Origin of the sequence: Pantoea sp. M_9, from assembly GCF_008631385.1 — a bacterium.
Classification (GTDB): domain Bacteria; phylum Pseudomonadota; class Gammaproteobacteria; order Enterobacterales; family Enterobacteriaceae; genus Pantoea; species Pantoea eucrina.
The window spans coordinates 35039-58072 of the sequence record NZ_VWUF01000003.1 but is presented as its reverse complement, the minus strand read 5'-3'; the positions used below and the strand labels follow the sequence as shown (position 1 = coordinate 58072).

At 56.2% G+C, this 23034-nt stretch carries 16 protein-coding genes; 5 read left to right on the top strand and 11 right to left on the bottom strand.

From position 1 onward, the window contains the following. Positions 1–21: 21 nt before the first annotated feature. The 6 genes from F3I15_RS07070 to serC form a co-directional block, all read right to left on the bottom strand. The gene (locus F3I15_RS07070; RefSeq protein WP_150017250.1) at positions 22–2280 is read right to left on the bottom strand and encodes a DNA internalization-related competence protein ComEC/Rec2; all 2259 of its coding nucleotides are present in this window, start codon (positions 2278–2280) and stop codon (positions 22–24) included. Positions 2281–2482: 202 nt separating this feature from the next. After that, positions 2483–2767: an integration host factor subunit beta gene (gene ihfB / locus F3I15_RS07065; protein ID WP_010618275.1), complete on the bottom strand. Its 285-nt coding sequence runs from the start codon at positions 2765–2767 to the stop codon at positions 2483–2485. Positions 2768–2855: 88 nt separating this feature from the next. Beyond that, positions 2856–4529 (bottom strand): 30S ribosomal protein S1, encoded by a 1674-nt coding sequence (gene rpsA / locus F3I15_RS07060; protein WP_052246478.1) that lies wholly within the window; start codon positions 4527–4529, stop codon positions 2856–2858. 121 nt (positions 4530–4650) lie between these two features. Further along, positions 4651–5331, bottom strand: coding sequence for a (d)CMP kinase (cmk, locus tag F3I15_RS07055; RefSeq protein WP_150017249.1), 681 nt, complete (start codon positions 5329–5331; stop codon positions 4651–4653). Positions 5332–5529: 198 nt separating this feature from the next. After that, positions 5530–6816 carry a 3-phosphoshikimate 1-carboxyvinyltransferase gene (gene aroA, locus F3I15_RS07050; protein WP_150017248.1) on the bottom strand — a complete coding sequence of 429 codons (1287 nt, stop codon included), beginning with the start codon at positions 6814–6816 and terminating at the stop codon, positions 5530–5532. A gap of 79 nt (positions 6817–6895) precedes the next feature. Continuing rightward, entirely contained in the window at positions 6896–7981 is a 1086-nt protein-coding gene (serC, locus tag F3I15_RS07045; protein WP_150017247.1) for a 3-phosphoserine/phosphohydroxythreonine transaminase, read from the bottom strand. A 312-nt stretch (positions 7982–8293) separates the two neighbouring features. Between serC and ycaO the strand changes: the two genes are divergently transcribed. The 4 genes from ycaO (at position 8294) to pflA (ending at position 14406) form a co-directional block, all read left to right on the top strand. Further along, complete coding sequence (gene ycaO, locus F3I15_RS07040; RefSeq protein WP_150017246.1) at positions 8294–10057, top strand: 30S ribosomal protein S12 methylthiotransferase accessory factor YcaO; 1764 nt, start codon at positions 8294–8296, stop codon at positions 10055–10057. A 256-nt stretch (positions 10058–10313) separates the two neighbouring features. Next, positions 10314–11174 carry a formate transporter FocA gene (gene focA / locus F3I15_RS07035; protein WP_150017245.1) on the top strand — a complete coding sequence of 287 codons (861 nt, stop codon included), beginning with the start codon at positions 10314–10316 and terminating at the stop codon, positions 11172–11174. A 61-nt stretch (positions 11175–11235) separates the two neighbouring features. After that, on the top strand, positions 11236–13518 hold the full coding sequence (gene pflB / locus F3I15_RS07030) for a formate C-acetyltransferase (RefSeq protein ID WP_150017244.1): 2283 nt from the start codon (positions 11236–11238) through the stop codon (positions 13516–13518). A gap of 147 nt (positions 13519–13665) precedes the next feature. Beyond that, a complete protein-coding gene (gene pflA, locus F3I15_RS07025; RefSeq protein ID WP_150017243.1) occupies positions 13666–14406 on the top strand; it encodes a pyruvate formate lyase 1-activating protein in 741 nt (246 codons plus the stop codon). Between the two features lie 39 nt (positions 14407–14445). On the opposite strand, the gene F3I15_RS07020 is transcribed toward pflA, so the two are convergent. After that, positions 14446–15597: an MFS transporter gene (locus F3I15_RS07020; RefSeq protein ID WP_039383545.1), complete on the bottom strand. Its 1152-nt coding sequence runs from the start codon at positions 15595–15597 to the stop codon at positions 14446–14448. Between the two features lie 13 nt (positions 15598–15610). Here F3I15_RS07020 and F3I15_RS18185 point away from each other — a divergent pair, with 13 nt between their 5' ends. Continuing rightward, the gene (locus F3I15_RS18185; RefSeq protein WP_158530719.1) at positions 15611–15757 is read left to right on the top strand and encodes a hypothetical protein; all 147 of its coding nucleotides are present in this window, start codon (positions 15611–15613) and stop codon (positions 15755–15757) included. 158 nt (positions 15758–15915) lie between these two features. Here the strand turns inward: F3I15_RS18185 and serS are convergent, their stop codons facing one another. The 4 genes from serS to F3I15_RS07000 all read right to left on the bottom strand — a co-directional run bounded on the left by serS (position 15916) and on the right by F3I15_RS07000 (position 22936). Next, positions 15916–17208, bottom strand: a complete 1293-nt coding sequence (serS, locus tag F3I15_RS07015) for a serine--tRNA ligase (RefSeq protein WP_094111486.1) — start codon at positions 17206–17208, stop codon at positions 15916–15918. A 96-nt stretch (positions 17209–17304) separates the two neighbouring features. Then, positions 17305–18651: a replication-associated recombination protein A gene (locus tag F3I15_RS07010; protein ID WP_150017242.1), complete on the bottom strand. Its 1347-nt coding sequence runs from the start codon at positions 18649–18651 to the stop codon at positions 17305–17307. Positions 18652–18658: 7 nt separating this feature from the next. Beyond that, a complete protein-coding gene (lolA, locus tag F3I15_RS07005) occupies positions 18659–19270 on the bottom strand; it encodes an outer membrane lipoprotein chaperone LolA (protein ID WP_039383538.1) in 612 nt (203 codons plus the stop codon). Positions 19271–19450: 180 nt separating this feature from the next. Further along, positions 19451–22936, bottom strand: a complete 3486-nt coding sequence (locus tag F3I15_RS07000; RefSeq protein ID WP_150017241.1) for a DNA translocase FtsK 4TM domain-containing protein — start codon at positions 22934–22936, stop codon at positions 19451–19453. Positions 22937–23034: the final 98 nt, after the last annotated feature.

Below are 23034 nucleotides of genomic sequence, written 5' to 3'. Positions count from 1 at the left end.
TGTTTGAAATAGCCGCTCATTCTACCTGGAATCATCTTTTACGCCAAACCACTGATGATACCAGCGCGGCTTTATTTGCTCGCGCAGCCCCTGCATCTGCCAGCGGCCCTGGCTGATGCGAATGCGAACCTGCCCCGAGCGTGCGGTATCTGCCCAGCGATAGCCCTGCTCGCGGTAACGCTTTACCACTGCGCGGGCGGGCATACGCCAGGCGTTATAGCGCGCCACAGAAGCCACCGCCGCTTCGCCTGCTATATGCCGGAGAAACAGGGGCGTAGAGGAGGTCCGGCTGCCGTGGTGCGGCACCTGAAGCAGTGTAGCCTGCAACTGACCCTTTTCCAGCGCGGCCAGCTTGCGTTCCCCCGCCTGTTCCAGATCGCCTGTCAGCAGCAAACTGACCTGGCCATCATCCACCCGCACCACGCACGAATCATTATTGTGCCCCGCGACCGGCAGTGCTGGCGGCCACAGAGCGGTAAAGCGCAGCCGCCCCCACTGCCACTGCTGGCCACGCACGCAAGGCAGATGTCCGGGTTCCCCCAGCGCGCTGCGGATCGTCAGCGCCGGGCGGGCACGTAGCAGCGCGTTCAGCCCGCCACGGTGATCGAGATGCCGGTGGCTCAGTATGACACCCTGTAGCGTGCGCCCGGTGTAGTTCAGCCAGGGCAAAATAGTGCGCTCGCCGGCATCGCCCTGCTGCCACGCCGGCCCGGTGTCATACAGTACCACCTCCCTTCCCTGCGTGATCGCAACCGCCAGACCATGACCAATATCGAGAAAATCGATTTGCCAGTCGCTCTGCTGCGCGTCAGTGCGTCCCAGCAGCAGTGCCAGCAGCAGGCTGGCGAAGCGGGCCGACGTACGGGCAATCAGCCCGCTGCGCCACAACAGCAATCCACCCCAGATCACCATGAGAGCGGGCAACGTCTGATGCAGGCTCAGCCAGCCAGCGGGCAGCCACTGGAGCGCCTGCACCAGATAGTCCACTGAACGATCGGCTAACCACCACAGCGGCTGTGCCGCCTTTTGCAATGGCACAAGCAGCGCCAGCAGCAGCAGCGGCACCGTAATAAAGGAGATAACCGGCACCGCCAGCAGGTTGGCCAGCAGCGCGGTCAGGCTGATGCCCTGAAACAGAAAGATCTGCAGCGGCGCCATCAGAATCATCATGCCGAGCTGCAGATGCAGTAGCTGCAGCGGCAGCCAGCGACGCCGTGTGCGGTAAGGATATGGCAGGGCGAACCAGCTGAACCAGATAATCAGCATCGCTACCGCCAGGGCCGAGAGCCAGAAACTCTCCGACAGGACCGCCAGCGGATCAAACAGCAGCAGTGCGCCCACGCACAGCAGCCAGATTTGCCAGGCGCTGAGCTGCCAGCCCGCTGCGCGTATAGCGCTCCAGAGCGTCAGCGCAAGCATAGCCCGCTGCGCGGGCGCATGGCTGCCGGCGATCCAGCAGTAGAGAGCAGCGGTCAGCCAGCTGACGATCAGCGGGAACCGCCAGCTGATATAGCGGGCAGGTAACGCAAACTGTATCGCCCGCGCCAGCAGCCAGCCACCAGTGGCCGCCAGCGCAATATGCATTCCGGAAATGGCCATCAGGTGCGCGGTGCCGGTATCGCGCAGAAGCTGTCGCAGCGGCGCCTGCATCTGCGAGCGATCGCCAAACGCCAGCGCCTGCAGAATTGCCGGCTGCTTTAGCTCCGCGAGCGCGGCCTGATAGCGAGTCACCAGGGTTGCCCGCAGGCTGCAGCGTTCTGAAATCTGCTGCTGATGCATGATACGCCCCTGCAGCGGCAAATGATTTGCAACCCGCACGCGCTGCAGATCGTATCCGCCCTCATTCAGGCGACCATGTACTGCCCGCAGCCGCAGCCGCATGTGCCAGCGCTGCCCTGCGCACCAGTTTTCTGTGTCACTCACATTACTGATTTGTACAAACAGCGGCGGAAACTGCAGCCGTCCGTCAACGCGGATAAGCCTGACCAGCAGCAGGTTTTGCCGGGTGTCGATTGCGCTGACGCTGACCGTGGCGTCCACCGGCCGTCGGGTGAGCAGCTCCATCGCATTCAGCAGGCTGCGCGCTTCACCCTGTGCCCAGCACGCTACCAGCAGCGTTATCCCTGCCAGCACGGCAGCTTTATGCGACCGATGCAGTAAAAAAATAGCGATGAGAGTCAGCACGGCCAGCGTGATGCCGGATGGGATCTGCGGCAGCAGCAGCAGAGGCAGGGTGGCAAGAATGGCGATACCTGCGCCGGTGGTCCATGTAATGTGCATATTTCTCTCCGTCAGACAGCGCCATTGTGCGGCAGTCAGTGAGAGAAAAAAGCTTACGTCAAATGAAGTTGCGTCAGCGCGTCAAAACTTTTCCAGGTGCAGCGATATACATTACAGCGCGGCGGGATCGCGCTCGCAAATCACAGAGCGGCAGCAAAAAAAAACGACACCCGGAGGTGTCGCTTTATGGTTCGGTAACGGCTTAGCCGTAGATATTTGCACGGTCACGCAGTTCTTTGCCTGGTTTGAAGTGGGGAACGTATTTACCTTCCAGTTCCACTTTGTCACCCGTTTTCGGGTTACGACCAGTGCGCGGTGCGCGGTAGTGCAAAGAAAAGCTGCCGAATCCCCGGATTTCGATGCGCTCACCCTGTGCCAGCGTCGTGGCCATGTGCTCGAGCATCTCTTTGACCGCATCCTCAACGACTTTCGCCGGAATATGAGTATGCTGGCCAGCAAGTCTTTCAATCAGTTCTGACTTGGTCATGAATCCTCCGGTTAATCCCTGTTTGGAAAGGTATGACAGCTTTTACCGAAACCGGACGATATAACTATCGTCCGGTGCTTCGGGTCGATTACTCGCCTTTAGCCGCTTTGAACGCTTCAGCCATTGCGTTAGAGAAGTTGCTCTCATCCTGTTTGGTGTTAACAGTGTTGATAGCTTCTTTCTCGTCAGCCTGGTCTTTTGCACGTACAGACAGGCTCACAACACGGTTCTTACGGTCAACGCCGGTGAATTTAGCTTCAACGTCGTCGCCTACGCTCAGAACCTGAGTCGCGTCTTCGATGCGATCCAGTGAAGCTTCAGAAGCGCGCAGGTAACCCTCTACGCCATCAGCTAATTCTACTGTAGCACCTTTCGCGTCAACTGCAGTGACTTTACCAGTCACGATAGCGCCTTTCTTGTTCAGGGTGATGTAGTTGTTGAATGGATCTTCAGCCAACTGCTTCACGCCCAGAGAGATGCGCTCGCGCTCTGCATCAACCTGCAGTACAACGGCAGCGATTTCGTCGCCTTTCTTGTACTCGCGAACGGCTTCTTCGCCGGTTGCGTTCCAGGAGATGTCAGACAGGTGAACCAGACCGTCGATGCCACCGTCCAGGCCGATGAAGATACCGAAGTCAGTGATTGACTTGATTTTACCTTCAACGCGATCGCCTTTGTTGTGGGTCTCTGCGAACTGCTGCCATGGGTTAGATTTGCACTGCTTCAGACCCAGGGAGATACGACGACGCTCTTCGTCGATGTCCAGAACCATAACTTCAACAACATCGCCCACGTTAACAACTTTAGATGGGTGAATGTTCTTGTTGGTCCAGTCCATTTCAGAAACGTGTACCAGACCTTCAACGCCCTCTTCAATTTCTACGAAGCAGCCGTAATCAGTCAGGTTGGTTACACGACCGGTCAGGCGGGTGCCTTCCGGATAGCGCTTAGCGATAGCAACCCATGGATCTTCGCCCAGCTGTTTCAGGCCCAGAGATACGCGGGTACGCTCGCGGTCGAACTTCAGCACTTTAACAGTGATTTCGTCGCCCACGTTGACAATTTCGCTTGGATGCTTAACGCGTTTCCATGCCATGTCGGTGATGTGCAGCAGGCCGTCAACGCCGCCCAGGTCAACGAATGCGCCGTAGTCAGTGAGGTTCTTAACGATACCTTTGACTTCCATGCCTTCCTGCAGGTTTTCCAGCAGCTGATCGCGCTCAGCGCTGTTTTCAGATTCGATAACGGCACGACGTGAAACCACGACGTTGTTACGTTTCTGATCAAGCTTGATTACTTTGAATTCAAGCTCTTTGCCTTCCAGATGCAGAGTATCGCGAACCGGACGCACGTCAACCAGTGAACCTGGCAGGAACGCACGAATACCGTTCAGCTCAACTGTGAAGCCACCTTTAACTTTGCCGTTGATAACACCGGTAACAGTTTCAGCGTCTTCGTAAGCTTTTTCCAGCGTGATCCAAGCTTCATGACGTTTAGCTTTCTCACGGGACAGCAGGGTTTCACCGAAGCCGTCTTCTACTGCGTCCAGAGCAACGTCAACTTCGTCGCCCACCTGGATTTCCAGTTCGCCAGCTGCGTTCTTGAACTGCTCTGCAGGAATTGCAGATTCAGATTTCAGACCCGCATCAACCAGCACGACGTCTTTGTCGATAGAGACAACAACGCCACGAACAATGGAACCCGGACGGGTTTCGATTTCTTTCAGGGACTCTTCAAAGAGTTGAGCAAAAGATTCAGTCATATTGATAATCTTAGGATTCTTCAATTTAACGTCCACCTGACGTCACTGTCGGATGGGGTTGTTTCACATGCCCTGCACCGGTTCCGTGGTACAGGGTTACAGCAATTCTGTCACCGAAAGATTATACACCCAGTTTCTGCCGGGCGTAATCAAGCGCCTGCTCAATCACCTGCTCAATCGACATGCTGGTTGAATCCAGCACCAGAGCATCAGCGGCAGGCACTAAAGGGGCGATAGCGCGATTACGATCGCGGTCATCGCGTTCCTTTATCTCGGATAAAAGGCGCTCAAAGTTAACATCAATGCCGCTTTTCTGCAACTGCAGCATACGTCGCTGAGCACGTTCTTCCGGGCTGGCATCAAGGAAAATCTTCACTGGCGCATCGGGGAAAACCACCGTGCCCATATCACGCCCGTCGGCAATCAGGCCAGGTTCTTCACGGAAAGCGCGCTGGCGACGCAGCAGCGCTTCGCGCACGCGCGGAAAGGCTGCAACGCGTGAGGCGGTGTTGCTCACCTCCTGCGTGCGGATTGCGCTGGTCACATCCTCACCTTCCAGCACCACCTGCATCTCGCCGTCAGCCGAAAGAAAACGCACGTCAAGATGGGCGGCCATCGGCACCAGCGCCTCTTCGGATTCAATATCTACCTGGTGATGCAGCGCGGCGAGCGCCAGCACGCGGTAGATCGCGCCAGAATCGAGCAGGTGCCACTGCAATGACTCCGCCATCGCTTTGCATAATGTCCCTTTGCCTGCGCCGCTTGGGCCATCGATAGTAATTACCGGGGCGATTACCGTCATTGTTCTCTCCTGTTACAGCCTGCTTATTAACAGTCTCGTAGACTATCTGAATTGCGCAGTAGTATACGCTGCCTGCGGCCGGTTAGTTACCCCCGCACACCGACAGCGGTGACAGTTTGCGCTTTTTCAGATGAATTTCTGTACGGAAAGACCAGCGGAGTACAAAGCGATCCGGCGCCAGCGCGCCGGATCGGGCTATCAGGAGGCGCGGCTGACTTTTGCCAGCTGCTGGAAATAGTCCGGAAACGTTTTGGCCGTGCAGCCTGGATCGAGGATCGTCACCGGCGTATCGGACAGCGCGACCAGCGAAAAGCACATCGCCATGCGGTGATCGTTATAGGTGCCGATATCCGCATGCCGGAGCTGCGCAGGCGGCGTAATCCGGATAAAATCGTGGCCCTCTTCGACTTCTGCCCCCACTTTACGCAGCTCAGTTGCCATCGCCGCCAGCCGATCGGTTTCTTTCACGCGCCAGTTGTAAATATTACGCATCAGCGTTGTGCCCTGCGCAAACAGCGCCGTCGTCGCGATAGTCATCGCGGCATCCGGGATATGGTTCATATCCATGTCGATGGCGTTCAGTTCACCACGCGTACAGGCGATGTAGTCATCCCCCCACTCGATAACCGCACCCATGCTTTCCAGCACGTCAGCAAAGCGGATATCGCCCTGTACGCTGTTGCGGCCAATGCCGGTAACCCGAACGGTGCCGCCGCGAATGGCTGCGGCGGCGAGAAAATAGGAGGCTGAAGAGGCGTCACCTTCCACCAGATAATCGCCCGGTGACTGGTACTGCTGCTGGCCTTTGACAATAAAGCGCTGATAATTCTGGTTTTCAACCTCTACGCCAAAGCAGCGCATCAGATGCAGCGTGATATCAATATACGGTTTAGAGACCAGCTCACCTTTGATCGTGATACAGGTATCCTGCTGCGCCAGCGGTGCCGTCATCAGCAGCGCAGTCAGGAACTGGCTGGAGACGCTGCCGTCTACGCTGACGTCACCGCCACTGAATCCGCCATTCAGGCGCAGCGGTGGGTAATCACTCTGTTCCAGATAATCAATTCTGGCACCGCCCTGACGTAGCGCATCGACCAGGTGACCGATAGGACGCTCTTTCATGCGCGGCTCACCGGTTAACACCACGTCGTGATCGCCCAGGCAGAGTGCAGCAGCCAGTGGACGCATCGCGGTACCCGCGTTGCCGAGAAACAGCTCCAGCGGCTGTTGCGCATGAAGGGCGCCACCGTTGCCTGTGACTTCGCATACGGTGCGGTCAGGAGAAAGCGTGTAGCTGACGCCCAGCGCCTGCAGCGCAGTGAGCATATGCTTTACATCGTCGCTGTCCAGCAGGTTAGTCAGACGCGTTGTGCCGTTAGCCAGCGCGGCCAGCAGCAGGGCGCGGTTTGAAACGCTTTTTGAACCTGGCAGGTTGACCGTGCCGTCGATGCGGGCAATCGGTTGAAGAGTGAGGGAGTCCTGCATGTGAAACGAAATCTCCAAAAATACGAAACCCCGTCTGGTGACGGGGCCTGATACCAGACAAGCTGGCGTGAAACACAGATTAGCCGTGGCGACGCTCGAACTCTGTCATAAATTCAGTCAGCGCCTTAACGCCTTCCAGCGGCATGGCATTGTAGATAGACGCACGCATACCGCCTACGACACGATGGCCCTTCAGCGCATGCAGGCCTGCTTTCAGCGACTCTTCCAGGAACAGTGCATCAAGTGAGGCATCCGCCAGCTGGAACGGCACATTCATACGCGAGCGGTTTGTGCTGGCAACCTCATTACGATAAAAACTGCTGTTATCAATGGTGCCATAGAGCAGTTCAGCCTTTGCCTGATTCAGCTTATCCATCTCACCAATACCGCCCTGCTCCTTCAGCCATTTAAAGACCAGACCAGAGAGATACCAGGCGAAGGTGGGCGGCGTGTTAAACATGGAGTCGTTTTCTGCCAGCACGCTGTAATCAAGAATGGAAGGAACATGGCGCTGTGCTTTGCCCAGCAGATCCTCACGTACCACCACCAGCGTCAGTCCCGCCGGACCAATATTTTTCTGCGCACCGGCATAAATAACGCCATAGCGGCTGACGTCGATCGGCCGGGAAAGAATGGTAGAAGAGAGATCGGCAACCACAATTTTGTCGCCAAAATCGGGCTCTTCATCAATCGCCAGACCGTCAATGGTTTCGTTAGGGCAGAAATGCACGTAAGCAGCACTGTCGCTCAGCTGCCAGTCGCGCATCGGCAGCAGCGCGCGCTTACCATCCAGCGTGGTTTTGATATCGATCGCGTTTGGCGTGCAATACTTTTCTGCTTCTTTGATTGCACTGTGTGCCCAGTAGCCGCCATCGATATAATCAGCAGTGGTCGCGTCACCCAGCAGGTTACCCGGGACAGCCGCAAACTGCGCGCGGGCGCCACCGTGACAGAATAAAACTTTGTAATTGGCCGGGATTTTAAGCAGATCGCGAAAATCCTGTTCCGCCGCTTCCGCCACGGCCATAAACTCTTTACTGCGGTGGCTAATCTCCATTACTGACGTGCCTAAACCATGCCAGTTGGTCAGCTCCTGCTCTGCGCGACGAAGTACTTCCACCGGCAGCATTGCCGGGCCGGAGCTAAAATTGTAAACCTGCGTCATGTCCCCTCACCACTCTCAGCTTGAACGGTTATGAATCTCTCCCCGGTTTTATCATTGCCTCCGGACGGCTGCAATCATTTATCCGGCCGCGATCACATTTCTGGCGCCCGCTCCGCCGCAGCTTATATTACAAATGTAACGCACTGCGGGATATTGTGAGGCTTGCTGCACCAGGCCTGCGCGGCAGCGGCCCGCTGCTGTCCGTACCGGCGTCATGCAGAGAGAAAATGCCGGCGATGATAGCGCCACTGCGGTAAAACCCGTATTATTGCGCGCTTTACGCCCACCTTATCGACTTGAGAGAGCGCCACTATGACGCAAACGTTTATTCCAGGAAAAGATGCTGCGCTGGAAGACTCCATCGCCCGTTTCCAGCAGAAGCTGCAGGATCTGGGTTTTAATATTGAAGAGGCTTCATGGCTGAATCCGGTTCCGCACGTCTGGTCCGTACATATTCGCGATCGCGATTGCCCGCTCTGCTTTACCAATGGCAAGGGCGCGAGTAAAAAAGCGGCGCTGGCCTCCGCGCTGGGTGAATATTTTGAGCGTCTCTCAACCAACTACTTTTTCGCCGACTTCTGGCTGGGTAAATCCATCGCGAACGGCGATTTTGTTCATTACCCTAATGAGAAGTGGTTTCCTCTGCCGGCTGACGAAAGCCTGCCTGAAGGCATTCTTGATGCACGCCTGCGTAAATTCTACGATCCGGACGACAGCCTGAGCGCCGCTGATTTAATCGATCTGCAGTCCGGTAATGCAGAGCGCGGCATTTGCGGCCTGCCGTTTACGCGCCAGTCCGATCAGCAGACTGTTTATATCCCGATGAATATTATCGGCAACCTCTACGTTTCTAACGGTATGTCCGCAGGCAATACCGCTAATGAAGCGCGCGTACAGGGGCTGTCTGAGGTTTTTGAGCGGCATATTAAAAACCGTATTATCGCTGAATCTATCAGCCTGCCGGAAATTCCGGCTGAGGTGATGCAGCGTTATCCTGATGTCATTGAAGCTATCGGACGACTGGAAGCGGAAGGCTTTCCTATCTTCGCTTATGACGCCTCTCTGGGTGGCAACTATCCGGTTATCTGCGTGGTGCTGTTCAATCCGGCCAATGGCACCTGCTTCGCCTCATTTGGTGCCCATCCTGACTTTGGTGTGGCGCTGGAGCGTACCGTTACCGAACTTCTGCAGGGACGCGGTCTCAAGGATCTCGATGTTTTCACGCCACCAACTTTTGACGATGAAGAAGTGGCTGAACATGCCAACCTCGAGACGCACTTTATCGATTCCAGCGGCCTGATCTCCTGGGATATGTTTAAAGATGAAGCAGACTACCCGTTTGTGGACTGGAGCTTTGCCGGCACCACCCAGGAGGAGTTCGCTACGCTGATGGCGATCTTCGCTGCGGAAGATAAAGAAGTCTATATCGCAGATTACGAACATCTGGGCGTGTATGCCTGCCGCATTATCGTACCGGGCATGTCTGATATCTATCCGGCTGAAGATCTGCTGCTGGCGAATAACAACATGGGCGCTTCACTGCGCGAAACCCTGCTGGCACTACCGGCCAGTGAGTGGCAGCCTGAGGAGTATCTGGCACTCATTGAACAGCTGGATGAAGAGGGTCATGACGACTTTACCCGCGTGCGTGAGCTGCTGGGCCTTGCCACCGGTAAAGATAATGGCTGGTACACGCTGCGTATCGGCGAGCTGAAAGCGATGCTGGCGCTGGCGGGAGGCGATCTCGATCAGGCGCTGATCTGGACGGAGTGGACCATGGAGTTCAACCAGTCTATTTTCAGCGCGGAGCGTGCTAATTACTACCGCTGTCTGCAGACGCTGCTGCTGCTGGCTATGGAAGATGAGCGTGAACCGGTACAGTATCATCGTGCGTTTGTGCGGATGTATGGTCAGGCGGCGGTTGATGCCGCGTCCGCTGCGCTGAGCGGTGAAGCGCCGTTTTATGGTCTGCAGGTTATTGATGAAGATCTTCATGCGCTGCCTGCCCATCAGGCGCTGCTGGCCGCCTATGAAAAACTGCAGGCGGCAAAACGTCGCTACTGGTCTGCTGCATAACCGCTGCGCCAGCGTGGTCTGCTGACTCATCTGAAACCGGTATGGCCAGGCGGTCATACCGGTTTTTTAACCGTATGAAATGCTGATTAAAATAATAATGTAAAGTTTAAAATTATTTTTTTATAACATGTTCAAATACTTAAATGATTTTGCTGCTGCATTTCTTCTTCTCTTCCGCTTAAAGATGATCCATATCAATTCCGCTGCTTACCCGCTTTGTTAGCATCTCCTCAGACCTGTTACGGAGAGCGTAAGCGTGAAAGCTGACAACCCCTTTAATGCTTTACTGCCTGCGGCAATGGCTAAAGTTGCTGAAGAAGCGGGTGTCTATAAAGCGACCAAACATCCCCTGACAACCTTTTTCCTTGCCATTACCGCCGGCGTCTTTATCTCAATCGCATTTGTGTTCTATATCACTGCAACCACCGGCAGCGCGCCGCTGCCCTGGGGCATAGCCAGGCTAATCGGCGGCATCTGCTTTTCACTGGGTCTGATGCTGGTAGTGGTATGCGGTGCCGATCTTTTTACCTCAACGGTGCTCATCGTCGTGGCTAAAGCCAGCGGGCGTATCAGCTGGCTACAGCTGGCCCGTCACTGGCTGAATGTCTACATCGGTAATCTGTGCGGCGCGCTCTTTTTCGTCATGCTGATCTGGCTGGCGGGTGAGCATATGGTTGCCGGAGGTGCATGGGGTCTTAATCTGCTGCAAACCGCCGATCACAAGATGCATCACAGTTTTATACAGGCCGTTGCACTGGGTACGCTGGCCAATCTGCTGGTCTGCCTGGCCGTCTGGATGAGCTATTCCGGCCGCAGCCTGACTGACAAGATGATTGCCATGATTCTGCCGGTGGCGATGTTTGTCGGCAGCGGCTTCGAGCACAGCATCGCCAACATGTTTCTGATCCCGATGGCCATCCTGATCCGCGATTTTGCCGCACCGGAATTCTGGCAGCTCACCGGCGCCACTGCCGCTCAGTTTCCGGCACTCAATCTCAGCGACTTCGTTTTCAACAATCTGATCCCGGTTACGCTCGGCAATATTGTTGGCGGTGGTGTGCTGGTTGGATTGACCTACTGGGTTATTTATCTGCGCGGCTCCGCGCCGGCAGCGTGATTGCGGCCGGAGGCAGCGATGCGTCCGGCAAGAAAGTCTCCTTACATAAGGCAGGTATATCATGTCCGAACTGAATGAAAAAATGGCAGCAGCCTGGAAAGGATTTAAGGCCGGCGAGTGGCAAACCCGCGTTAACGTACGCGACTTTATCCAGCTGAACTATACGCCGTATGAAGGCGATGAGGCATTTCTCGCAGGTGCCACCCCCGCCACAACGGCACTGTGGAACCGCGTGCTGGAAGGGATCAAAATTGAAAACCGCACGCATGCACCGGTGGACTTTGATACCGATCTGGCTTCAACCATTACCTCGCACGACGCAGGTTATATCGATAAATCGCTGGAAACCATCGTTGGGCTGCAGACTGAAGCACCGCTGAAACGCGCCATTATCCCTTTTGGCGGCATCAAAATGGTGGAAGGCTCCTGTAAGGTCTACGGGCGCGAACTCGATCCGGCGCTGAAAAAAATCTTTACCGATTACCGTAAAACCCATAACCAGGGGGTATTTGATGTCTATACGCCCGATATTCTGCGCTGCCGTAAATCAGGCGTGCTGACCGGCCTGCCTGACGCCTACGGCCGTGGTCGTATCATCGGCGATTACCGTCGCGTTGCGCTCTACGGCATTGACTATCTGATGCAGGACAAAGTGGCGCAGTTCACATCGCTGCAGCACGATATGGAAAACGGCGTGGATCTGGAAGCCACCATTCGCCTGCGCGAAGAGATCGCTGAACAGCATCGCGCGCTGGGCCAAATCAAAGCGATGGCGGCAAAATATGGTTGTGATATCTCGCTGCCGGCTACCACCGCACAGGAAGCGGTACAGTGGACCTACTTTGGTTATCTGGCGGCAGTAAAATCGCAAAACGGTGCCGCCATGTCGTTTGGTCGCGTGTCTACTTTCCTCGATATCTACATTGAACGCGATATGCAGGCTGGCAGGCTCACCGAAGAGCAGGCGCAGGAGCTGATTGACCATCTGGTCATGAAGCTGCGCATGGTGCGTTTCCTGCGCACGCCGGAATATGATGAGCTCTTCTCAGGCGACCCTATCTGGGCGACCGAATCACTCGCCGGTATGGGCGTTGACGGGCGCACTCTGGTGACCAGAAATACGTTCCGCTTCCTGAACACGCTGTACACTATGGGTCCCTCCCCTGAACCCAACATGACCATTCTCTGGTCCGAGAAGCTGCCGCTCAACTTTAAGAAATATGCGGCTAAAGTCTCCATCGATACCTCGTCGCTGCAGTATGAAAATGATGACCTGATGCGTCCTGACTTTGATAATGATGACTACGCTATCGCCTGCTGCGTCAGCCCGATGATTGTCGGCAAGCAGATGCAGTTCTTTGGCGCACGCGCCAACCTGGCTAAAACGCTACTGTACGCTATCAATGGCGGGGTTGATGAAAAACTCAAAATGCAGGTCGGACCGAAAGAAGCGCCGATTACTGACGAAGTACTCGACTTTGACACGGTCATGGCGCGTATGGATCACTTTATGGACTGGCTGGCGAAGCAGTATGTCACCGCGCTGAACGTCATCCACTACATGCACGATAAATACAGCTATGAAGCTGCGCTGATGGCGCTGCACGATCGCGACGTTTATCGCACCATGGCGTGTGGTATCGCCGGGCTATCAGTGGCAGCAGACTCCCTCTCCGCCATCAAATATGCACGGGTAAAACCGGTGCGTGACGCGGATGGGCTGGCCACGGACTTTGAGATAGAGGGCGACTATCCGCAGTTCGGTAATAACGACCCGCGCGTAGACGATCTGGCCTGCGAGCTGGTAGAGCGGTTTATGAAGAAAATTCAGCGGCTGCAGACCTATCGCAATGCCGTGCCGACCCAGTCCGTGCTGACCATTACCTCAAACGTGGTATACGGTAAAAAAACCGGTAATACCCCGGATGGCCGCCGCGCCGGTGCGCCGTTTGGCCCGGGGGCTAACCCGATGCACGGACGCGATCAAAAAGGTGCCGTGGCCTCGCTGACCTCGGTGGCTAAACTGCCGTTTGCCTATGCAAAAGATGGTATCTCCTACACCTTTTCTATCGTGCCCAACGCGCTCGGCAAAAATGATGAGGTACGAAAATCAAACCTGGCGGGCCTGATGGATGGCTATTTCCATCATGAAGCGGCGCTGGAAGGCGGCCAGCATCTGAATGTTAACGTCATGAATCGCGATATGCTGCTGGACGCAATGGCGCATCCGGAAAATTATCCGCAGCTCACCATACGTGTTTCAGGTTATGCGGTACGGTTTAACTCGCTGACCCGGGAGCAGCAGCAGGATGTGATCACCCGGACCTTCACTGCCTCACTCTGATGATAAACAGGGCTCCCTGACAGGAGCCCTGCTTCAGAGTGCGTTTTGCCAGCGTGCTGACGCGGGAACGCTGGCAAAACGGACTTCCCTGCTGAGCACAACAGAGATTGTGCTGCCTGAAACAGGCCAAACCGGAGAACCATCGCTATGTCTGCTGTCGGTCGTATTCACTCTATTGAATCCTGCGGGACCGTCGACGGTCCTGGCATCCGTTTTATCACCTTTTTTCAGGGCTGCCTGATGCGCTGCCTCTACTGCCATAATCGCGATACCTGGGATACTCACGCAGGTAAAACAGCGACGGTTGAAGAGCTGATGCGGGATGTGATCGCCTGTCGCCATTATATGAACGCGTCAGGCGGTGGTGTGACCGCCTCCGGCGGAGAAGCGATCCTGCAGGCTGAATTTGTGCGCGACTGGTTCCGCGCCTGTAAGCATGAGGGCATTCATACCTGCCTGGATACCAACGGCTTTGTGCGGCGCTACGATCCGGTAATCGATGAGCTGCTGGAGGTCACCGACTTAGTGATGCTCGATCTGAAACAGATTAACGATGAGATCCATGAAATTCTGGTCGGCGTTTCCAATCACCGCACGCTCGATTTTGCCCGCTACCTGCAGAAGAAAAACAAACGCACCTGGATCCGCTACGTGGTTGTGCCGGGCTATTCAGATGATGACGACTCTGCACACCGCCTCGGCAGGTTTACCGCCGACATGCAAAATGTGGAAAAAATAGAGCTGCTTCCCTATCACGAGCTGGGCAAGCATAAATGGGAGGCTATGGGGGAAACGTACCCGCTGGCTGGCGTCAGGCCGCCAGCCAGGGAGACGATGGAGCGGATCAAAGCGATTCTGGCAGGCTACGGGCACAGCGTAATGTACTAAACCCCGCGCGCGCGACCTGCTCTCTGATATTTACACCAGTCAGGCGTGCGCCACCGGCGTCGCATGATGATCGGCTTTGCGCAGCAGCATGACCAGATAGACCAGTGCCACCGCAGCGATCATCACAAACAGCAGCTGGTCAGAGTAACGCTGCATCAGCATTGAAGTCATTGCCGGCCCCACCAGGCTGCCCACGGTATAGCTGAACAGCAGCGCCTGATTCATCGCCACCAGCTCATGGTGCGCAACGGTCTCACAGGCCCATGACATGGCAACCGGATAGAGCGTAAAGCCTGCCAGCCCCAGCACAAACAGTGCCGGTGCCATCGCCGTATCGCCCAGCATCGCCACGGCGCCGAGGATCACGACAAACACCTGCACGCGCAGGACCATCAGGCGGCCAAAGCGATCGGCCAGACGTCCGACGGGCCACTGTCCGATAATACCGGAACTTACCAGCAGCGCCATCCAGTAACCTACTGAAGCATCGCTCATACCGCGATGCGACAGATAGAGCGGCATCAGACCATAGAGCGAGCCCAGCACAATACCGGAAATGATGCAGCCATTGATGCCCAGACGTGAACTGCGGCGGCGCAGCATGCTCCAGATACGCGTAGTGGACGCCTCTTCGCTCTCTCCGGCCGTGCTCACCTGCACAAAAAGCAGTGGCAGCATAGCGCAGACAATCAGCGCCGTGACCCAGGGGATCACGTGCAGCAGTTCAGTGGACACGCTGCTGACCAGCAGCTGTCCGGCTACCGTACCGAGATAATAGACAATCATATAGGCAGCCAGCAGCTGACCGCGGTTACGCACCGTACCGCTGCAGAGCAGCGCGCTTTCAACCACTACCCAGATTAGCGCGCAGCCCACGCCAGCGCTGAAGCGCAGCAGCGTCCAGCTGGAGAAGCCTTCCAGCAGCACCATTCCCATCGTCGCCAGGGCAAAGAGCACGCTGGCAAAATAGAAGCAGCGGTTAAAGCCGTAGCGCGCAATCAGCCAGCCAGCCAGCAGCGTGCCCGCCAGATTACCGGTGTAATAGGCGGAACTCGCCATTCCTACCTGCCAGGTAGGCAGCTGCTCGTGAGCAAGCCAGAGCGGCACCAGCGTATTCAGCACAGCGATAGAAACCGTCATCAGCATTAAGCCGCAGAGCAGCAGCAGGACGGGGCGCGACCAGGTAAGCATAAGGATAAAACCAATGGAAAGAAGCGAGAATTGCGCGCAGTTTGCCACTGGAAAATGGAAAGTCAACGAACAGAAAAACAGCACCGCACAATTTGCTGCTGAACAATTTATTTTTTTTATCTTCAGGCGGTTAGAAGCATCATCGCCAGAGCGGAATTAAAATCTATCGCTATGAATTTACAGATTTTTAGCGCTTAACCGCTGCTTCTCTTCGATAACGTTTATTTGTGATAACTTTGCAGCAAAATCAGATTGCTGCGAACGGCATCGCCCATAAAAAAACCCGGCCAGTGCCGGGTTCTTTTTATCAGCATACGATCAGCCGATATACTCCAGACCGCCCATATAAGGACGCAGCACGTCCGGTACGGCAATGCGGCCATCAGCCTGCTGATAGTTTTCCAGAACCGCGACCAGCGTACGCCCTACCGCCAGACCCGATCCGTTCAGCGTGTGCAGCAGACGCGGCTTTTTATCGCTCTTGCTGCGGCAGCGTGCCTGCATACGACGCGCCTGGAAATCCCACATGTTGGAGCAGGAAGAGATTTCACGATAGGTATCCTGCGCCGGCAGCCAGACTTCGAGATCGTAGGTTTTGACTGCGCCAAAGCCCATATCGCCGGTGCAGAGCAGCACTTTACGGTATGGCAGATTAAGCAGCTGCAGCACTTTCTCCGCATGTCCGGTCAGCGCTTCCAGCGCATCCATAGAGGTTTCCGGCGCCACGATCTGCACCATTTCCACTTTATCAAACTGGTGCATACGGATCAGCCCGCGCGTGTCGCGACCGTATGAACCCGCTTCAGAGCGGAAACAGGGCGTATGCGCGGTCAGCCTGATCGGCAAACTCTCTTCTTCGACGATTTCATCACGCACCAGGTTGGTCAGCGGCACTTCAGCGGTAGGGATCAGCGCATAGTTGCTGCTGCCCGCTTCTTCACCCAGCGGTTTGGTGTGAAACAGATCTTCGCCAAATTTTGGCAGCTGCCCGGTGCCATACAGCGTATCGTGGTTAACCAGATATGGCACATAGGTTTCCAGGTAGCCATGCTCCTGCGTGTGCAGATCGATCATAAACTGGCTCAGAGCGCGATGCAGACGCGCAATCTGGCCCTGCATGACGATAAAGCGGGAGCCGGTCAGTTTAACGGCGGCGGCAAAATCCAGCCCTTTAACAGATTCACCCAGCTCTACGTGATCTTTTACCGGGAAATCAAACTGGCGCGGCTCGCCCCAGCGGCTGATTTCCAGATTCTCACTGTCATCTTTACCCAGAGGAACGTCATCAGCTGGCAGATTAGGCAGCGCCAGCGCAAAATCGCGGATCTCATTTTGCAGCACATCCAGTTCCGCTTTTGCCGCATCCAGACGTTCACCCAGCGTATTCACTTCCTGACGCAGCGGCTCGATATCTTCCCCACGGGCTTTTGCCTGGCCGATGGATTTGGATCGGGCATTACGCTCAGCCTGCAGATTTTCGGTTTCGACCTGCAGTACTTTACGGCGCTCTTCCAGGGAGCGCAGCGTATCCACATCCAGTTTAAATCCCCGGCGTGCCAGTTTTTCTGCGACTGCGTCTGGCTCGTTACGCAGCAGATTGGGATCGAGCATGCTTATCCTGTGTAATAAAAAGTTGATTAAAAAATGAGGGGTTGCATCCCACTGGAATGCAATGAATTCCTTACTCACCTTACCGTAACGCGTTTATCAGCGGTAGCGTTTTATCGGGCTATTTTCATCCTGCTCAGCCAGCCAGGCGAGTTTTTCACCGATCTTCCCTTCCAGTCCGCGCGGCACAGGATGGTAATAACGGATATCGCGCATTTCCGGCGGGAAAAAGACTTCGCCGGCCGCATAGGCGTTGGGTTCATCATGCGCGTAGCGATAACTTTTACCCAGCCCCATCTCTTTCATCAGCTTTGTCGGCGCATTACGCAGATGATCCGGCACATCGTAATCAGGATGCTCGCGCGCATCGCGCAGCGCCGCTTTGAAAGCCGTGTACACTGCGTTGCTTTTCGGCGCACATGCCAGATAGACAATCGCCTGCGCAATCGCACGCTCGCCTTCTGCTGGCCCGACGCGCGTAAAGCAGTCCCAGGCTGAAATGGCTACCTGCATTGCACGCGGATCGGCATTACCGACATCTTCCGAGGCGATAGCCAGCAGGCGCCGTGCGACATAGAGCGGATCCCCGCCGGCGGTAATAATCCGGGCGTACCAGTAGAGCGCCGCGTCGGGCGCAGAGCCGCGCACCGATTTGTGCAGCGCCGAGATGAGATCGTAAAAGCGATCGCCCTGGTTATCAAAGCGCGCTGCACGCTCGCCAGCCACTTCGGTCAGCAGCTGCGGCGTCAGCTCCCGCTTGCCCTGCGCGCTGACATCTGCCATATCCGCCATCATTTCCAGCGTATTCAGCGCACGGCGCGCATCACCGCTTACCAGTTCGGCAATCATCCGGCGCGTGGCGTCAGGCAGCACGATATCACTGTCACCATAGCCACGGGTGCTATCTTCCATCGCCTGCGTCAGCACCTGCTCAATATCCTCTGTCGTCAGTGATTTGAGCAGATAGACGCGCGCACGCGACAGCAGCGCAGAGTTGAGTTCAAACGAAGGGTTTTCTGTGGTAGCACCGATAAATGTGATGGTGCCATCTTCGATGTGCGGCAGAAAGGCATCCTGCTGGCTTTTATTGAAGCGATGGACCTCATCCACAAACAGGATAGTGCGGCGGCCGGCGTGGCGGTTTTGCCGGGCGCGCTCGATCGCCTCACGAATATCTTTTACGCCTGACGTGACCGCTGAGATGCGTTCCACATCAGCATTACCGTAGTGCGCGATGATCTCTGCCAGCGTGGTTTTGCCGGTGCCCGGCGGTCCCCAGAGGATCATCGAGTGCAGCTGCCCGGCTTCAATCGCACGCGGCAGCGGTTTGCCAGGGGCCAGCAGATGCTGCTGGCCGATATACTCCTGAAGCGTCGTGGGCCGCATTCTGGCGGCCAGCGGTTTAAACGCATTTGAAGGGGCAAAATCCAGAGAGAGATTACTCAACTCAACCTCACTGACGCTGGTCGTCTACCGTTACCCCTTTTGGTGGCGTAAAGGTAAATTTATCGGGACTGATAGCACCATTTTTCTGGCTCTTCAGCTGATAGCTGCTGCGCTGGCCATCCTGCTCAACCGCGCTGAACTGATTGATAGTGCCCGATGACGATACGTTAATGGTAAACTGTTTCAGGTTACCGTCGCTGTTTTTCGGCGTCAGTTCAAAGCTGTCACCCTGCTGTTTGATGTTGTACTGCTTCCAGTCGCTGGGCTGGTTACGGGCAATAAGCATAAATGGCGTATTGCTGGTGGCATTCTGCAGCAGGCTCACGCTGGCCTGTTCAACAAACGGATTGTAGAACCACAGATTTTTGCCGTCGGAGACAATAACGCTCTCATCCGGCGCCGTCATGTGCCAGTTAAACAGGCTGGGACGCTTGACCCACAGCTCACCTTCACCATCCTGCACATTGGCACCGCTGCCGTCGGTGACTTTCTGGCTAAAGCTGGCATGGAAGCTGTTTACTTTATTCAGGCGCTGCTGCAGGTCGCCGGAGGCATCCGCCAGAGCTGATGCTGAAACAAAACCGGCCAGCAGGCCACAGGCAATAACGCGTAATTTCATCTGATTCGATTCCTTATTCACTGTTCCTGATACTCACTGCTATTAAACGTAGTTGCCGTATTGTCTCTTCGACAGAAGAAAAAGCCGAAAGGTCCTAAAGAGATATGGGGATTGCGCAACAGATAAACAATGGGCCAGTTGTTAACTGGCCCATCAGGAAAGTTGTGCTGTCAGCCGGCGTTACATCTCATGTGGCGGCGGTGAAAGCACCTCGCGGTTACCGTTATGGCCCGGCTCAGAAACGATCCCCTGCGCTTCCATCTGCTCAATGATACGTGCCGCACGGTTATAGCCGATACGGAACTGACGCTGTACACCAGAGATAGAGGCGCGACGTTTCTCAACCACAAAGGAGACGGCCTGATCGAATAGCGGATCGAGCTCTTCATCACCATCCATCCCGCCTGCGCCGCCTTCGCTCTCCTCGCCCGCGGTGATGCTGTCGATATACTGCGGGCGTCCGCGCGCTTTCCAGTCCTGCACAACAGCATGCACTTCCTGATCGCGCACGAAGGCGCCGTGCACGCGTACTGGCATTGAGGAGTTAGGTGGCATATAGAGCATATCACCCATTCCCAGCAGCGATTCTGCGCCGCCCTGATCGAGGATGGTACGCGAGTCAATCTTACTTGATACCGTAAAAGCGATACGCGTAGGAATGTTGGCTTTAATCAGACCGGTAATCACGTCAACCGACGGACGCTGGGTCGCCAGCACCAGGTGAATACCGGCAGCACGGGCTTTCTGCGCCAGACGCGCTATCAGCTCTTCTACCTTTTTACCCACCGCCATCATCAGATCGGCAAACTCATCCACCAGCACCACGATATAGGGCAGCTTTTCCAGTACGGGTGGCGTCATGTCCATGCTGTCACCCGGCTTCCAGAACGGATCGGGAATCGGACGGCCCATCGCCGCAGCCTGCTCAATCTTTTCGTTATAACCGGCGAGGTTACGTACGCCCAGCGCAGACATCAGTTTGTAGCGACGCTCCATCTCCACCACGCTCCAGCGCAGCGCGTTAGCAGCGTCTTTCATGTCGGTGACCACCTCGGTAAGCAGGTGCGGGATCCCTTCATAAACTGACAGCTCAAGCATTTTCGGGTCGATCATGATAAAGCGCACCTCTTCCGGGGTCGCTTTATAGAGCATGCTGATGATCATGGTGTTAACGCCAACCGACTTACCGGAACCGGTGGTACCGGCAACCAGCAGGTGTGGCATTTTAGCCAGATCGGCGACAACAGGCTGTCCGGAGATATCTTTACCCAGCACCACTGACAGAGGAGAGGGATTATCGCGGAACTTATCGCAATCCAGCACTTCACGCAGATAGACCGTCTGACGATGTTTGTTCGGCAGCTCAAGTCCAACGTAAGGTTTACCGGGGATCACCTCTACCACACGCACTGCCACGGCTGAGAGTGAACGCGCCAGATCGCGGGAAAGGTTTGAGATCCTCGCCGCTTTAACGCCCGGCGCCAGATCGAGCTCAAAGCGGGTGATCACCGGACCCGGAGAGATCCCCACCACTTCCGCTTTTACCCGGTAGTCAGCCAGACGCGCTTCTACCAGGCGCGCCGTCTGTTCCAGAGCAAACATATCCACCGGCTCTTCTTCTTCCGGTGGAGCCGTCAGCAGCTCAAGTACCGGAAGCGGCGTGGAAGGTTTTTCCAGCGGTCGTTCATGACGCACCAGGAAAGGGTGAAACAGACTATCCTGCGCCGGTACAGCCGGTGCTGCGGCAGGCTCTGCTGCAAATCCGGCGCTGCCCGCTTCACTGTATGAAGGCGGTGAGGCCGGCTCTGCGGGCATAGCAGGTTCTGCTGCCGGTGCGGCTGGCCGCTGCCACTGTGCGGCGGGTTCCGCTGCCGGTGCAGCTGGCTGCTGCCACTGTGCAGCGGGTTCTGCGGCCGGTACGGCTGGCTGCTGCCATTGTGCTGCGGGTTCTGCGGCCGGTGCGGCTGGCTGCTGCCACTGTGCTTCAGGCTCCGGCGTTGCCGCAATAGTAAACAGCGGTTCACTCGGCGTATCATCAACCAGATCTTTCATCGGCGAGAAGTCAAAAGCGGCTGAGGTATCCAGATTGAACACCGGCGCTTTTTCTTCCTGCGGTGCGCTGTAGCGCTGCTGCTGCTGCGCCGCAAACTGGCTCGCCAGCTGCGCCTGATGCTGTGCCTCCTGATCGTCCTCTTCAGTATGCGACTCCCAGCTTTCACCATAGCGCTGCTGCTGCTGTGACTGAAATGCATCACGCAGCTGCGCTTCCTGAAGCGTAGCCTCTTCCTCATACTGCGGCTGATGCAGCGTGGCGCTTACGTCAGGCTGTTGCTGCTCGGCTTCTTCGCGCGCTTTCTCTTCTGCCATACGCTGTGAAGGCAGTTTGATGCCATAAGAGGCGAGTTCACGTCGGGTCGGCAGTTTAACTTTGTTAGGTCGCGGCAGCTCCGGACCAATCCCCTGTTTTACCTGCGGGTTACGATCGCGCTCAGGCACAATGTCAAAAACAGGCGACAGCGACTCTTCCGCACGCTGTACGGCAGCAGTGGCAGCACCTGTGGCCGCAGCGGCCGTAAATGCAGGGGCAGCAGCAGAGAAGCGATCGGCACTTTGCCAGTCGCCCATGCGCGGGCCATCTTCATCCGGTGCAGCAGGCGACGCGACAGGCTCTGCCGGCAGTTCAAAATGATAAAGCGGTGGCGTCTGTGGTGCTGGCGTGGCGGTCACAACCGGTTGCGATGTGACCGGCTGCGGCACGGCAGCCTGCGTAACTGCTGGCTCCGCCGTCAGTGCAGGTTCTGCTACGGCAGCCGGAGCGGGCGGCGCCTGACGGGCAGCTTCACTGACAGCAGAAAGCGCCGCAGCGGTTGCGCCGGACGCTTTGACCAGCAGCGGTTCGCTGGCCAGCTCAGCAGAGAGTGCAGGTGCAGGCGCTCGCGGCGCAGCCAGCAGAACATCCTCTTCGTCAGCAGCCTGAGACGCTACAACCGGACGCGATGGGACATCCGCTTCCTCTTCATACTCATCCTCTTCCCAGCGATCGTCATGACGAGAGCGGTTGCTGGCAAATGTCAGCACGCCCATCACCACGCTCCCGATTTTTTCAGCGATAGCGAGCCATGACCAGCCGGTATAGAGCGTGATGCCTGCGGCCCAGATACAGAGCAGCGTCAGCGTGCCGGTTGCACCATGCAGCCACGGCGCCATGGCATTGCTGACCAGACTGCCAATCACCCCGCCTGAGGCAAAGTACCAGATATCATCCACGTTCAGTGCAGCCAGTCCGCAGGTGGTCACCACCAGGGCCAGCACGCCTATCAGACGCAGTCCAACGGCAAAATAGTCGATATAATCCTGCCGATCGCGCTGACGGAAAGTGATCCAGCACAGTCCCAGGATAACGGGTGGAATGGCATAGGCCATCACGCCAAAGATAAACAGCAACGTATCTGCCAGCCAGGCACCCGGGCTACCCCCGATATTGTGGATAGGTTCATGCCATGCGGTCTGAGACCAGCTGGGATCGGAAGGGTTAAAACTGACCAGTGACACCATCAGATAGATGGCGAACAAGGCTACAAGGATGAGCAACGCCTCGAGCAGACGACGTCCACTGCTCAGCGGTTGTAACGAAACATCTTTATCTTCTGTGTATTCCTGGCTCAAGAGAACTCTCCAGGTGCCTGTAAAATAAGAAGGCAACAGCGCCGGAAGAGCCCGACGCTGGTCCTGTATGAATTCACAGGAGTGTACCTAAATCCTGC

Coding starts and splice junctions, on each gene's coding strand:
- F3I15_RS07070 (WP_150017250.1), bottom strand. CDS start 2,280: ATGCACATTACATGGACCACCGGCGCAGGTATCGCCATTCTTGCCACC.
- ihfB (WP_010618275.1), bottom strand. CDS start 2,767: ATGACCAAGTCAGAACTGATTGAAAGACTTGCTGGCCAGCATACTCAT.
- rpsA (WP_052246478.1), bottom strand. CDS start 4,529: ATGACTGAATCTTTTGCTCAACTCTTTGAAGAGTCCCTGAAAGAAATC.
- cmk (WP_150017249.1), bottom strand. CDS start 5,331: ATGACGGTAATCGCCCCGGTAATTACTATCGATGGCCCAAGCGGCGCA.
- aroA (WP_150017248.1), bottom strand. CDS start 6,816: ATGCAGGACTCCCTCACTCTTCAACCGATTGCCCGCATCGACGGCACG.
- serC (WP_150017247.1), bottom strand. CDS start 7,981: ATGACGCAGGTTTACAATTTTAGCTCCGGCCCGGCAATGCTGCCGGTG.
- ycaO (WP_150017246.1), top strand. CDS start 8,294: ATGACGCAAACGTTTATTCCAGGAAAAGATGCTGCGCTGGAAGACTCC.
- pflB (WP_150017244.1), top strand. CDS start 11,236: ATGTCCGAACTGAATGAAAAAATGGCAGCAGCCTGGAAAGGATTTAAG.
- pflA (WP_150017243.1), top strand. CDS start 13,666: ATGTCTGCTGTCGGTCGTATTCACTCTATTGAATCCTGCGGGACCGTC.
- F3I15_RS07020 (WP_039383545.1), bottom strand. CDS start 15,597: ATGCTTACCTGGTCGCGCCCCGTCCTGCTGCTGCTCTGCGGCTTAATG.
- F3I15_RS18185 (WP_158530719.1), top strand. CDS start 15,611: ATGGAAAGAAGCGAGAATTGCGCGCAGTTTGCCACTGGAAAATGGAAA.
- serS (WP_094111486.1), bottom strand. CDS start 17,208: ATGCTCGATCCCAATCTGCTGCGTAACGAGCCAGACGCAGTCGCAGAA.
- lolA (WP_039383538.1), bottom strand. CDS start 19,270: ATGAAATTACGCGTTATTGCCTGTGGCCTGCTGGCCGGTTTTGTTTCA.